Source organism: Cohnella sp. 56, assembly GCF_037963805.1.
Taxonomy (GTDB): Bacteria; Bacillota; Bacilli; order Paenibacillales; family Paenibacillaceae; genus Cohnella.
In genome coordinates, this window is record NZ_JAZDQE010000005.1 from 377474 (window position 1) to 391441 (window position 13968).

A 13968-nucleotide genomic window follows, 5' to 3' on the forward strand; every position below is an offset into this window, starting at 1 on the left:
CGAGGGGATATGACATGTTTGATCTAACCGGGAAAAAAGCAATTGTAACCGGAGCCAGCCGCGGTTTGGGGAGAGGAATGGCAGCCGGCCTGCATCAGGCGGGGGCCGAGGTGGTCATTCTCGATATTAGCGATGAAGCGGAGGCGACTGCCAGCGAGCTTGGCGCGAGCGGTCCTTCCGTCTATGCGGTGAAAGGAAATCTGGGGGACAAGACCGAGCGGGAGCGGGCATTCCAGGAAGCGTTGGAGCGGCTGGGCGGGAGAGTGGATATACTCATCAACAACGCCGGCGTGCATGACCGAAGAGCCTGTATGGATCTGCCGCTCGAAGCCTGGGAACTGGTTATGGAGATCAACATCAATGCCGCCTACCATCTATGTAAGCTGACCGGCGAAGTGATGCTGGAACAGCGCAGGGGCAAAATTATCAATATGGCCTCGATGCTCAGCTTCATAGGCGGATTCAATGCGACAGCCTATGCGGCCAGCAAGGGAGCTATTGCCCAATTGACGAAGTCGCTCTCCAACGAATGGGCGGGTAAAGGAATTCAAGTTAATGCGATCGCCCCCGGATATATGGACACCAGCATGAACAAGGATCTCCATGCCGACGCTGTTCGTTACCCGCAGGTCACGGCGCGAATTCCTGCCGGACGCTGGGGAACTCCGGAAGATTTGCAGGGCATTGCGGTGTTCCTGGCTTCGGAAGCATCCAGCTATATTACGGGCGCCATTATTCCTGTGGATGGCGGCTATCTGGTTCGATGATTGCATAGAGTCGAGTTATGGAGAAGGAGGAAGCGAAGTGGCCGATCGATTGAAGGATAAAGTGGTGGTTGTCACCGGCGGAACGAAAGGAATCGGGAAAGGCGTTGTGTTGATGACAGCCAGGGAAGGGGCCCGGGTTGTGTTCGGCGGGCGCGATGCCGAGGGAGGACTGGCCTTGCAGGAAGAGGTGAAATCCCGGCTTCAGGCAGAGGCGTTGTTCGTCCAAGGAGATATTGGCACGGAGATTGCTTGCAAGGAGCTCATTGCGAAGACGATAGAGCGGTTCGGCCGAATTGACGGCCTTGTGAACAATGCCGGGGCCTTTCCCCGGGCTACGATACTGGATACGGATGAAGCTTTGTTCGATCAGGTATTCGATGTCAATGCGAAGAGCGCCTTCTTCTGCTCGAAGTACGCGATAGAGCAAATGAAGAAGAGTGGCGGCGGATCGATCGTGCATATGGGCTCGACACATGGCTTCGGGGGCATAGAAGATCTTGCGGCTTACAGCTGTGCCAAGGGGGCGATGCATACACTCAGCAAACATATTGCCCGCAATTACGCGAGATTCGGGATTCGCTCGAACTGGGTGACGGTCGGCTGGGTGGCAACCGAAGGAGAAGCGACTCGTATAGCAAAGGACGGTCAGACGCTGGCGGATATGGAGCAGGAGGGCAGGGAGCTTGTCCCCAGCGGTCGATTGCAGACGGCGGAAGATATGGCCTATGGCGCCATCTATTTTCTTGCGGATGAGTCTTCACAGGTGACGGGGACGGATCTTCATATTAGCGGAGGTTTCAATATATAACATCATGCGGGGAGGGAAGCGCTGTGGCGCTGCAGGTAGGCATACAACTGTATTCCGTTAGGGATGAGACAGAGAAGGATTTTATTGGCACTTTGGAGGCAATAGCGGCAATGGGGTATCAGGGAGTTGAATTTGCCGGCTACGGCGGGTTGGAGGCCGAGGAACTGAAGGGACATCTTGACCGTCTGGGGCTTCGTGCGATCGCCAGTCATACCAGCCTGGAGCAAATTAACAACAATCTGGACGAATCGATCCGGTATAATCTCGCAATTGGCAGCCAGGCTATCATATGTCCTATGACGACGTTCTCTTCCAAAGAAGATTGGCTTGCGATTGTAGATCAACTGCAGCGGGCGGGAGAGGCGTGCCGAACGGCGGGGATTGGCTTCGGATACCATAATCATGCTCACGAGTTTGTCATGTTCGATGGCAAATACGCTTTGGATCTATTGTACGAGCTTGCAAGTCCGGAGCATGTACAGGCCGAGATCGATACATGTTTCGTACAGATGGTCGGTCTTGATCCGATTGCCTATCTGTTAAAGTACGCAGGCCGTTGTCGGCTCCTGCATTTGAAAGACTGGGTTCCGGGCAAGACCAACGGAACGATCGAGGTAGGCTATGGCGTTCTAGATATCCCGGGCATTGTAGCGGCAGCAAGGCAATCCGATGTCCAGTGGCTGATTGTGGAGCAGGAGGAGTTCGAGCGTCCGTCTTTGACAAGCGCGAAGATGAGCCTGGATTATCTACGTCAACATGATTTGCTTCTTTGATGGAAGCGGGGCGAGAATGCCGAAAGGCAATTTAAATGTAAGGAGATGTTTCGCAATGGCTATAAAAGCAGCCGTAGTAGGAGTCGGGTTTATTGGCGCTGTACACATTGAAGCATTGAGGCGTCTGAACGGCATCGAAGTGGCAGGCCTCATGCACTCTTCACCGGAGAAGTCCAGGCGGAAAGCCGAACAGCTTGGTATTCCTCGCCACTATTCGAATTACGAGGAGCTGCTCGCGGATTCCGAAATTGAAAGCGTACACATCTGCACCCCGAACAACATGCATTACGAGATGGCCAAGCAAGCTTTGCTCGCCGGCAAACATGTTGTCTGCGAGAAGCCGCTTACTGTGAGCATTGCGGAGGCTGAAGAATTGAATTTGCTCGCAGAGAGGAGCGGGCTTGTCCACGCGATCTGCTTCAATATTCGCTATTACCCGCTGTTGCAGCAGCTGAAGGCGATGGTGCAGCAGGGCGAGCTGGGCGAAATATTCGCCGTCAACGGCTCCTATATGCAGGATTGGCTCTGTCTCGATACAGATTACAACTGGCGGGTGGAGCCTGAGCTTTCCGGGCAATCGCGCGCCATTGCGGACATTGGCTCTCACTGGATGGATCTGCTGGAGAGCGCTACAGGCCTGAGCGTCACTGAAGTGATGGCCGACTTTGTTACCGTTCACAATACGCGCAAGAAACCGCTGAAGGCGCTGGAGACCTATACCGGGAAGGTGGAAGAGAACGACCCGTCCCAATATGAAGAGGTTGCGATTCATACCGAGGATTATGCCAATGTGCTGCTTCGTCTCTCGAATGGAGCAAGGGGCTCCTTCACCGCAAGCCAGGTGCACGCCGGACGCAAAAATCGCGCGTATATTGAGATTGCAGGCACCAGGCAAACGGTAAGTTTTGATTCGGAGCATCCCAGCTATTTGTGGGTCGGCAAACGGGATGGAAGCAATCTCGTCATGATGAAGGATCCGTCTCTGTTGCATCCCGATGCAAGGCGATATGCAGATTATCCGGGCGGTCACAACGAAGGCTATCCCGATACCTTCAAGCAGTTGTTCAAGGACATTTATGAAGCCATCTCCTCAAAAGCAACGAACCGTGCAGCAAATCATCCTGACTTCAGAGATGGCCTGCGCGAGCAGCTCTTGTGCGAGGGTATCGTCAGAAGCCATCGGGAAGGCAAGTGGATCTCCATATAATTCAAGTATACGAGGGAGGCATGTCACAATGATGAAGCTGGGTTTTCTGAGTGCGATTGTACCGGATCTGAGCTTTGAGGAAGTTATTAACTACGCGGCGGAGCAAGGCTTCCGGAGTGTAGAGCTGGCCTGCTGGCCTGTGGGCAAGGCGGAGCGGCGCTACGCAGGAGTGACGCATATCGATGTGTCTGCCCTCACTGTGGAGAAAATCTCCTACATTCGCCAATATGTCGAGGACAGAGGAATAGAGATTTCGGCGCTTGGGTATTATCCGAACCCGCTCGACGAAGATCTGGAGCAGCGCAAGGTGTATATTTCACACCTGGAGAAGGTGATCGAAGGAGCATCCGCCTTGGGCATAGGCATCGTCAATACGTTTATCGGCCGTATGCAGTCGAAGACTCTGCAGGAGAATCTTCTCGAGTACGAGAAGGTGTGGACGCCTATTGTCAGGCTCGCCGAGGAGAAACAAGTGAGAATCGGCATAGAAAACTGTCCGATGTACTTCTCGATGGACGAGTGGCCGAGCGGCAAAAATGCAGCCGTATCCCCGGCTGTCTGGGAGGAGATGTTCCGTATCATCCCATCGTCCCATCTTGGCTTGAACTACGATCCGTCGCACCTGGTATGGCAGCAGATGGATTACATTAAACCGATCTATGAGTTTAAGGACCGCATTATTCATATTCATATCAAGGATGCCAAGTTGTACCGGGACAAGCTGGACCGCGTGGGGATTCTGGCATCGCCGTTGGAATATCATTCCCCGAAGCTGCCTGGTCTTGGAGATATCGATTGGGGCAAGTTTATCTCCGCGCTTACGGATATAAGATACGATGGCCATGCGATCATCGAGGTGGAGGACAAGGCGTATGAGGCTACACTTGAATCTCGCCAATATGCCCTTTGCCAATCCCGCGACTATGTGTTGCCCTTCATTGGCGGACGTTGACGGAGTAGAACTTTTTATCTGAGAGGAGAGGGGAACGACGATGAACGAAATAGGCAGCATCCCCTTATTGCCTCACGAGGCGATTGAGATCGTGGTTGAAGGGGCAACGACCGATCCGCAGCTCAACCATCCCGAGGGAATCTGCGTCGCTCCCGACGGATATGTATGGTGCGGAGGCGAGCGGGGAGAAATCTATCGAGTCGATCCGCATAAGCGTACTTTTGAGCAAGTGAGTTCTACGGACGGTTTTGCATTAGGCATGAACTTCGATGACGATGGATTTCTTTATATTTGCGATTCCAAGCATAAGGCTGTCTACCGATACGAGCCGTCTACCGGCTCGATGCTGCGCTTCAGCGACGGATCGGCTGACGAAAAAATGAGAATTCCGAATTATCCTGTATACGACCGCAAGCGCGGGGTGATGTACGTTTCCGACAGCTACGACTTCGGAGGTCCGGGCCCAGGCATATGGCGCATCGATATCCGGAGCGGGACAACGGAACTGTGGTGCAGGCATGCCTTCAGCTTCGCCAACGGGATGGCCTTATCCGAGGATCGGAACACCTTGTATCTCGCCGAGAGTCGGGGCGGTCCGAGCGTGTACCGCATTCCCATAATGGAGAGCGGGGAGGCGGGCGAGGTGGAGACGCTGGCGACGATCCCCGGCGTTATTCTGGACGGCTTGGCGCTGGCGGAGAACGGCCGCTTATACATTACTTGTTATGAACCAAGCCGGATCTACAGACTCGACACTACAAAACCTTCGGCTCCGCTGGAGCTGCTGGTAGAGGATCGAACCGCTCATGAGTTGTGCCATCCGACCAATTGCGCTTTATCGGGAGACAGCTTATACATCAGCAACCTGGGGCGCTGGCATATCTCGAAGGTATCCTTGAAATCGGTCGGCATCTGATAGAAGGGGGGGGGAGCCATGGGCAACTCGCACCGGTTCAGGATAACGACGAAGATCACCGATGGAATGAACATCTATACCTTGAAGGACGAGCAATCGGGGGACAGCCTGGTGCTGATTCCCGAGGCTGGATTCAACATCGTGCGCTACCGCTCCGGAGGCGTCGATGTGATCAAACAGGCCCCTCAACTGAGCGATTATGTAAGCCGCTCTTCGGAATTTGGGAACGCTGTTCTGTGTCCTCCCAATTATATGAAAGCAGGAACCTTCCGCTTCGATGAGAAGGTGTATCAATTCCCGCTTAATCATGATGGCGATCATCTGCACGGCGAACTGCGCAATCAGGTTTGGGAGGTGATCGATTCGTATGAAGGAGAGGAGTCGGCTTCCGTTACAACCAGGCTTCGGCTGGAGAATATTCCGGGCATATACAGCTACTATCCTCATCGCTTGGAGTTCGAGCTTTCCTATCATATCCATCGGGGCGAGTTGCGTTATACGGGGATCGTTCGGAATAAAGGCGCCGAAGCCGCTCCTTTCGGATTAGGTTTCCATCCGTATTTCGCCTATGAAACAGGCGAACGCGTAACCGTACAATTCAACGCGGAGAAGGAGTACCCGCTCGAAGAGGAGCCATATGTGCAAGGGTCCCCGGCTCAGACATCCTGCTGCGAGCAATTGTCGCAAGGAACGCTCGTTGAAGATATCTCCCTGCCTCCGCCCGGATTCCGTCTGTTCGGTTTGCGGGATCGCTGTTTGCAGGCTGTCATCGGCCGACCGGATGCGGGAATTGCAATTCATTATAAAACCGATCAGACATTTCCTTACGCGGCGCTGTTCAAGCCGGCCTGGATGAACGCCGTGTCGATTGAGCCGTATTCGTGCATTGCGGATGCCTTCAATTCGAGTCTGCCGGAAGCGGAACGCGGCGCACTCAGCCTCTCGCCGGCTGCGGATTTGCAGTTCCGAAGTTTGCTTAGAGTCCGAACAACCGGTTAAGGATTGCTTAAACTACACGCTATTCCGCGCACGGCTAGTCTATGGTATGCTGAGAGCGGAATCTAATCGATTAACTATACGAGGTTACAGCTTATGGCAACCATTAAAGATATAGCGGAGCGGGCGAAGGTTTCCGTTGCAACGGTATCCTATGTGCTGAACGATACGCGTTATGTGTCTCCCGAGAAGAAGGAGCGGGTGCTGCGGGCCATCGAGGAGCTTAATTATGTGCCGAATGCGGTAGCCAGGGGATTGCGCGTCAGAGAAAGCAAAACGATTTGTTTAGTGCTCTCCGACATTACGAATCCCTTCTATCCGGATATGGCGAGAGCCTGCGAGGAAGTGGCCCGAAGCCAAGGGTATACGCTGAATATGATTAACACTAACGACCAGCCGGGCGCGATCGAACAAGCGGCCAAGCAGCTTCGCGAAGGGAAGGTAGACGGTCTTATCGTAACGACCGCGCTTGAGTTCGACCGCGAAGTATTGCTAAAGCTGTCGGAGCAAGGTTATCCCATCGTACTTGCTCATCGTAAGATCGAGGATCTCCCGATCGATACAATCGTATCCGATAACGAGGCCGGCGGATATATGGCCGCGAAACATTTTATTAAACTCGGACATCGCCGGATCGCTTTCGTGACCGGAGTGAACGGATCCTCCGTCAATCTCTCTAGGATGGCCGGCTACGAGCGGGCGATGGCCGAAGCGGGTATTACCGTTCTGCCCGAGTGGCTTATATCTGGAGAAGCCAGATATGAACCAGGGTACGATGCCGCGGCGGCCCTGCTTCGTTTGCCGAAGGAGCTACGCCCTACGGCAATCATTAACCTAAGCGATCTGGGCGCGCTCAGTGCGCTGGACGCTGCTGCCGACGTTCAGTTGCGGGTACCAGAGGACTTGGCGGTAATGGGCTTCGACGATCTGTTTTTCTCCTCCACTCGGAACATTCAGCTTACGACGATTCGTATCTCGCGGTACGAGCTCGGCAGGCGAGCGGCCGAGAGGCTGCTGGAACGAATGAATAAGACGGAAGGTTTGCAGAAGCTGGATGCCGTTCTGCCGGTTGAACTGATCGTACGGAGAACCTGCGGGGCGTATTTGCAGCGTCCTAACGATCATGTAATGCTCTACCACTAGAGACTAGGGTGTGTCTGAATACTCCGAGGGCAGCAGATATGGCCGAATTTTCGTTCCATGCAAGGAACTTTTGTGAAGGCGTACCGGGGGTACGTCAAGCAAAAGTGACGCAGCAGGGGGCGAAAAGGCGGTGATAGATGCCCCTGAGCGGGTTTTCAGACACGCCCTAGTAGAGGGAAATCATAACGAAGCTAAAAGTAGGCGTGATTGGCACAGGCGGAATATTTAAGTGGGCGCATCTTCCAGGTTGGCTGTCTCACAAGGAAGTTGAAATCGTCGCCCTCTGCGACTCGTTCCGCGTTTCGGCGGAAGCGGCGGCAAAGGACTTTCCCGATGCGAAGGTATACGATGACTATCGGGAGCTTATTGCCGATCCTCCATTGATACCGTGGGGATCAGCACTCCGAACCTTTATCATTCGGAAATTGCTATCGCAGCGTTGTAGAAGGGCAAATATGTCTTTTGCGAGAAACCGGATGCGGTGAATCCGGTCGAAGCCCAGAAGATGGCGGATGTCGCCAAATCTTCAGGCAAGCTGTTGATGACGATGCGCAACAACCGATTCAGCGAGGAAGCGCAGTTCGCGAAACAAATGATCGGGCAAGGCGAGCTCGGGGAGTTGTATACCCTCAAAGCGTTTTTTATTGCTCACGATCTGGTGCCGCCCATCCTTTATTTTCGGTGTGTGGCGGTGTATAAAAACCTCACTTCAGTTGAAGTTAGGTCAGAAGCTGCATCTTTGAAGAATGGTCTGGAATCGGCAGATTCCAGACCATTCTTTTGTCAGTTATTAAGGAGCAGAGAGGGAGTAGGAGGAGGCATTAACTAATTCCATTCTTTGAGAAAGGAACTGCTTCGAACAAATTTAAGCGTACCATAAAGAGTAAAGCTGCCATGAAGGCTGCACCTAGCAAAATACTAGCCATAGCTTGATCAAATAAACATCGATACGGGAATGGTGCGATGACAATAACTTGGGTGGTAGCGCGCTTAAAATCGTCCCAATCTTTTATGGAGGCTCCAAAACACCTCGCTTTTGCGTTTTAATTATCCATATTATTCTATTGTCAAGCTGGCCTTATCGTAAGCTAAAACATTCTGTGGATACCATCGGTGCAAGGTTAAAGTCCGCTCAAGCACGGAGATCGTGCATACCACCGCCGACCGTGATCGTTGAAAACACCTCAACTTCAATCATCGACTCGTATATCACTTGAAAGGTAAGCAGCCGACGAGATCAAGCACAGCATGCGGAGCGAGGATGCTCTTAAAAATAAGGAATCAAACTAAAAAATGACGCGCTTATGGCGGCGGCTCGCGGCCCTTACAATGAGAAGTGTAAGCGGCTAACAAGCTGCAAGATCATGAGGGGGAGTCAAGCATGAAATCATTGAAATCCCAAGTCGCCGGCGTCGCCGTGGCGTCGTTGTTCACCGTCGCGCTCGCCGCGTGCGGCAGCAATAACAATAATAACAATGCGTCGCCGTCCGCCGCGAGTTCGCCTGTCGCCAGCCCGTCGGCATCCGCGTCGGCCAGTCCGTCGGCCAGTGCCGCCAGCACCGAACCGGTCACGCTCAGCATGCTCGTCTCCGGCTCCAAGGCTGCCGACGGCGCGGACTTCGAGCTCGACACGCTGCCGAAGCTCGTCAAGGAGAAGTTCCCGAACGTCACGCTCGAAGTGCAGAAGCTGCCCGACGAGCAGTATTACACGTCGGTCAAGACGAAGCTGGCCGCGGGCGAAGGCCCGGACATCTTCCTCGTATTCCCGAACATGGCGAACATGGGCGCGATCGAGGTGGCGAAGGCCGGCTATGCGGCAGACTTGTCGGATCTCGGCTTCTGGAACAACGTGAGCAAGGCCGCCATGAACGACATGAGCTACGAAGGCAAGCCGTATGCGGTAGCCAAGGGGATGGACATCCTCGGCACCTACTACAACAAGGATCTGTTCGCGAAGGCCGGCATCACGGAGGTGCCGAAGGATTGGGACAGCTTCCTGGCCGCGTCCGAGAAGCTGAAGGCGTCGGGCGTCACGCCGATCGTCATGGGCGACAAAGACCCGTGGGTCGTGCAGTTCGGCATGTACCAGCTCGCCGCCAACACGGTCTATCCGTCCGATCCCGACTTCGACAAGAAGCTGCAGACCGGCGAGACGCAGCTGACCGACGCCAAGTGGGTCGATACGGTGAACCAGTACAAGACGCTGTACGACAAGGGCTACGTCGCCAAAAACTCGCTCGGCATGGCCAGCGCGCAGGCGATGCAGCAGTTCGTAGACGGCAAGGCAGCCATGATCTTCACGGGTACGTGGGATCTGCCGGGCCTCACCGCCAAAGGCGCAGTCGACTTCGAGCGCGGCTTCTTCTCCCTCCCGGGCAACAAGGCTGGCGAGCCGGTGTACGCTTCGGCAGCGACAGCAGCGGGTTATGCGCTGAACGCTAAGTCCAAAAACCTCGACGTAGCCAAGCAGATCTTCGAGTACCTGTACGACGGCCAATCTCCGCTGTTCCAGGCGTGGATCGAGTCGAACCCGTCCATCAGCGTATTTAACGGCGTCACGCTCAAGAACGACATCTTCAAAGACGTGTTGACCGAGATCCAGAGCACGGGCCATGCTTTCTACTTCTCGAATCAAATGTGGCCGGCCGGCGTCAGCGATGTCATGCAAGCCAAGTTCGGGGAGATCATCGGCGGCAAGAAGACGACGGCCGAGGAAGTCACAAAAGCGATGCGGGACAAGTACAAGGAACTTTATAAGGGCTGATCGCCAGCGGAATCAAGGGGGAGCACGGTTCCCCCTTGAAGTATTTTACGCCGAAAGGAAAGAAGCATCATGAACAGTGCCGTGATGAAAAAAACGATGTATTGGTTTGTGCTCCCGGCTCTTCTTTTTTACTGTTTGTTCTGGATTTTTCCCATTCTCAAGCTGTTCCAGTACAGCATCACCGACTACAACGGCTACGTCCAAAAGTTCGACTATGTCGGCTTCGACAACTTCAAGAAGCTGTTCCATGAGGAAATACTCGGCTTGTCCGTCCGCAATACGCTCATTTACACGTTCGTCACCGTCGTCCTGGGCAATATCGTCGCCCTTGCGATCGCTTTCCTGCTAAATGCGAATATTCGAGCCAAAGGTCTGTATCGTTCGGCATTTTACATTCCGACGCTGTTCAGCGCCATTGTCGTCGGCTTCATCTGGAGCTACGTGTACATGCCGGAAGAAGGACTGATTGCCTCTTTTCTCCATAAGATCGGACTGAACGGGATCGATACGAACTTCCTCGGCAGCTACGACAAGGCGCTATACTCCATCATCGCGGTCGATATCTGGAAAAACATCGGCACGAGCACGATCATCTTTCTGGCAGGCCTGCAGACGGTGCCGACGGACTTGATCGAGGCGGGCAAAATCGACGGTGCCGGACGCTGGAAGCTCGTCCGCTACATTAAGATTCCGCTGCTCGCGACGTCCGTCACGATCAACGTCACGCTCAGCGTCATCAACGGTCTGAAGGCGTTCGACTATCCGTTCGTCATGACGAACGGCGGACCCGGCACGTCCACCAACACGCTGATCTACGCCATGTACAAGATGGCGTTCACCGACCAGTTGTTCGGCAAGGCGTCGGCACTGGGCATCATCTCGTTCGCGCTGATCATCGTCATCACCGCCGCGTTCGTCTTCACGCTGAACAGAAGGGAGATCTCCGCATGACTTCTGCATCCGCCGCCAAGCGCTCGCTGACCCATATCGCGCTGCTTGCGCTCGTCTTTCTCAACCTGGTGCCGCTGTTTATCGTGCTGTCCAGCTCGCTCCGGTCGCCCAAAAATATGACCGATCCGCTGCACTGGTTCAACGAATTCACCTTCGCGAGCTTCCGCTCCGCCTTCACGCGCATGCACTTCCCGACCGCGCTGTGGAACAGCATCGTGCTGACCGGGGTCTCGGTCGTCTTCGTCGTGCTGCTGGCCGCGATGGCCGCCTACCCGATGGCGCGCATCCGCAGCCGGACGAGCAGGTTCCTGTATATCTTCTTCCTGTCGGGCCTCGTCGTGCCCGGCCAGATGGTGCTCATCCCGATCATCCAGATGATCAAGTCATTCGGCATCCCCATGAACCAGTACACGCCGATCCTCATGTTCATCACGTGCAGCCTGCCGTTTTCCACGTTTCTGTATACCGGCTTCATCCGCAGCGGCGTGCCGGAGGAGCTCGAGGAGGCGGCGCATATCGACGGTGCCGGCATGCTCCGCAGATACTGGCAGATCGTGTTCCCGCTGCTGCTCCCGGTGACCGTCTCGGTCGTTATCACCCAGGGCGTCTGGATTTGGAACGACTACTTTTTCAATATGGTATTCATTACGAAAACGCTCGACTCGCCGCTCCCGGTCGCCATGCTCGGCTTCCTCGGAGATCAGCAGAATCCTGCGCAGTGGAACGTGCTGTTCGCCGCCTGCATCCTGTGCGCGCTGCCGCTGCTGCTCGCGTTCCTCGCGCTGCAAAAGTACTTCGTCGGCGGCATGACCGTCGGCGCGGTCAAGGGGTGAGGGCTTCTGGATCCACTGCGACAGGGGGCTGGGGACCATTGGCTCCGCTTTGCCTGCCCTTGAATATCGGATATGATGAGAAGACTCCGGACGGAGTCTTTTTGCCGTCCGTCAATACTCTCGCAGAATGAAGGGCTGACCGATGAAAAACAGACTGGGCGGCGCTGCCCGGCATCGTGCACGGATCGCGCTTGTCCCGGCTTTGCTCGCGGCGCTGCTGTCCGCTTGCTCGGCAAGGGATGCGAATGACAGCCTGCCTGCGGAAGACAAAGAGCCGGTTCTCTATTTGACGGCGGGACCCGAGGATACGGGCAGCACACGCATCATCAGCGAGCTTGCGCAGGAATACGCGCAGACGCACCCGGACTTCCGTTTCAGGATCGAGAGCTTGCAGAGCAACGATCTGACGCAGAAGGTGCAGCTGCTCGCGGCGAGCAACGACCTTCCGGCGATGTTCTCCTTTCAATCCGGCGAGCCGCTCCTGGATATGATCCGCAGCGGCGCCGTCCTCGAGCTGGAGGGGACGCTCGACCGGCTGGGCATCGCGGACCGGCTCAATCCTGTCGCCGTCGACATGCTGAAGCAGATGGCGGACGGCACGGGTCTGTATGCGCTGCCGCTTGAACTGAACATCGAGGGCTTCTGGTACAACAAATCCCTATTCGCCCGCTATCATCTGGAGGAGCCGCGCACCTGGGACGAGATGCTGCGGGCGGCGAGCGTACTGAAGAACGCGGGTCTTCAGCCGTTCGCCGTCGCCGGCAAAGGCAAATGGCCGATCACGCGTCTGATTAATGCTTACGCCATCCGCAAGCTGGGCGCGGACGCGATGGAGCGGGTATACCGCGGCGAACTAGAGCTGACGGACCCCGGCTTCATCGAAGCGGCGGACGCCGTGCAGCGGATGGCGCAGGTGGGTTACTTCGGACAGGATGCGAACAAGGTCGATTTCGGCGAGGCCTTAGGCTCGTTCAGACAGGGCAAGGCCGCGATGATCTACACGGGCAGTTGGTCGATCAGAGCATTGAACTTTGCCGCAGACGGACAGATCCGCCCCGAAGACGTCGGATTTTTCAGCATTCCGCTTGTGTCGGGCGGCCGGGGCGCTCTGGATGAATATCCGGTTAACGCGGGTGTGACGACTTCCTTTGCCAGCGACTCGTTCGATGCCGAACTGGGCGGATTTATCCAGTATGCGTTCGCGCGGTACGGCGATCGGGCGATGAGCGAGCTCGGCATGATCACAGGCTTCAAGTCCGACAGAGCCGGCCCGGAAGTGCCGCCGCTCACCCGGATGGTCCAGGACAAGCTGGACGGCATCTCGCGGACCTCCCTGTGGTTTGAGGCGCGCTTTAATACTGCAGCGCAGCTCGCTGCATGGAACGATGCTCAACTGCTCGTCGCTGGCATGATAACACCTCAGGTATTCATGAGCCAGATTCAACAATTGTTGGACGTACATTAATGATCGTATGCAACACGTTATGAATTTCCGCGATAGAAGCTTTCTGCGATAGAAGCTCTCTGCAGATCTGTGGCAGAGAGCTTCTTTTTGTCGGATTCAGACGAATCGTCCCCTTCTTTGGACAAGATCATAAAAATTCGGATTGAACCCAAAAAGTGAAGCGCTTATAGGCCGAACAGCAACCGCTTACAATTGAATTGTCACAAGGCCAAGCTGCTTAATAGCCGAGAGAGGGGGAGGAGGGGCTTCTTCAAATAGATAAAGTGAACGAACTGAACAGCGAGCCGGATGACGATCAAAGTTCAAATCTTAAGAATGGTAGGTGCGAGAATGGGGAAAAAAGTAACCGGAACAGGACGGAAAGCAATATCAGTTCTGATGGCCAGTGTGTTA

At 55.0% G+C, this 13968-nt stretch carries 14 protein-coding genes; all 14 read left to right on the top strand.

The genetic code is table 11. The features are described 5' to 3' along the window. Positions 1–14 precede the first annotated feature (14 nt). A complete protein-coding gene (locus VQ071_RS12240; protein WP_340514275.1) occupies positions 15–767 on the top strand; it encodes an SDR family NAD(P)-dependent oxidoreductase in 753 nt (250 codons plus the stop codon). A 37-nt stretch (positions 768–804) separates the two neighbouring features. Next, positions 805–1575 carry an SDR family NAD(P)-dependent oxidoreductase gene (locus tag VQ071_RS12245; RefSeq protein ID WP_340514276.1) on the top strand — a complete coding sequence of 257 codons (771 nt, stop codon included), beginning with the start codon at positions 805–807 and terminating at the stop codon, positions 1573–1575. A 23-nt stretch (positions 1576–1598) separates the two neighbouring features. Further along, positions 1599–2348, top strand: coding sequence for a sugar phosphate isomerase/epimerase family protein (locus tag VQ071_RS12250; protein WP_340514277.1), 750 nt, complete (start codon positions 1599–1601; stop codon positions 2346–2348). 55 nt (positions 2349–2403) lie between these two features. Further along, positions 2404–3555: a Gfo/Idh/MocA family protein gene (locus tag VQ071_RS12255; protein WP_340514278.1), complete on the top strand. Its 1152-nt coding sequence runs from the start codon at positions 2404–2406 to the stop codon at positions 3553–3555. Between the two features lie 28 nt (positions 3556–3583). Next, positions 3584–4507, top strand: coding sequence for a sugar phosphate isomerase/epimerase family protein (locus VQ071_RS12260; protein ID WP_340514279.1), 924 nt, complete (start codon positions 3584–3586; stop codon positions 4505–4507). Positions 4508–4547: 40 nt separating this feature from the next. Beyond that, positions 4548–5423, top strand: coding sequence for an SMP-30/gluconolactonase/LRE family protein (locus VQ071_RS12265; RefSeq protein WP_340514280.1), 876 nt, complete (start codon positions 4548–4550; stop codon positions 5421–5423). Positions 5424–5441: 18 nt separating this feature from the next. Continuing rightward, positions 5442–6422 (top strand): aldose 1-epimerase, encoded by a 981-nt coding sequence (locus VQ071_RS12270; RefSeq protein WP_340514281.1) that lies wholly within the window; start codon positions 5442–5444, stop codon positions 6420–6422. Positions 6423–6515: 93 nt separating this feature from the next. Continuing rightward, on the top strand, positions 6516–7562 hold the full coding sequence (locus VQ071_RS12275; protein WP_340514282.1) for a LacI family DNA-binding transcriptional regulator: 1047 nt from the start codon (positions 6516–6518) through the stop codon (positions 7560–7562). 203 nt (positions 7563–7765) lie between these two features. Next, positions 7766–8047: a hypothetical protein gene (locus tag VQ071_RS29305; protein WP_445293285.1), complete on the top strand. Its 282-nt coding sequence runs from the start codon at positions 7766–7768 to the stop codon at positions 8045–8047. Continuing rightward, positions 8044–8391: a hypothetical protein gene (locus tag VQ071_RS12280; protein WP_340514283.1), complete on the top strand. Its 348-nt coding sequence runs from the start codon at positions 8044–8046 to the stop codon at positions 8389–8391. Before VQ071_RS29305 ends, VQ071_RS12280 begins: the two co-directional genes overlap by 4 nt. 552 nt (positions 8392–8943) lie before the next feature. Further along, positions 8944–10326: an ABC transporter substrate-binding protein gene (locus VQ071_RS12285; RefSeq protein ID WP_340514284.1), complete on the top strand. Its 1383-nt coding sequence runs from the start codon at positions 8944–8946 to the stop codon at positions 10324–10326. Positions 10327–10395: 69 nt separating this feature from the next. Beyond that, positions 10396–11277, top strand: coding sequence for a carbohydrate ABC transporter permease (locus VQ071_RS12290; protein ID WP_340514285.1), 882 nt, complete (start codon positions 10396–10398; stop codon positions 11275–11277). Then, positions 11274–12110, top strand: a complete 837-nt coding sequence (locus VQ071_RS12295; protein ID WP_340514286.1) for a carbohydrate ABC transporter permease — start codon at positions 11274–11276, stop codon at positions 12108–12110. The genes VQ071_RS12290 and VQ071_RS12295 overlap by 4 nt, the downstream gene beginning before the upstream one ends. A gap of 142 nt (positions 12111–12252) precedes the next feature. Next, positions 12253–13575: an ABC transporter substrate-binding protein gene (locus VQ071_RS12300; RefSeq protein WP_340514287.1), complete on the top strand. Its 1323-nt coding sequence runs from the start codon at positions 12253–12255 to the stop codon at positions 13573–13575. Positions 13576–13968 lie beyond the last annotated feature (393 nt).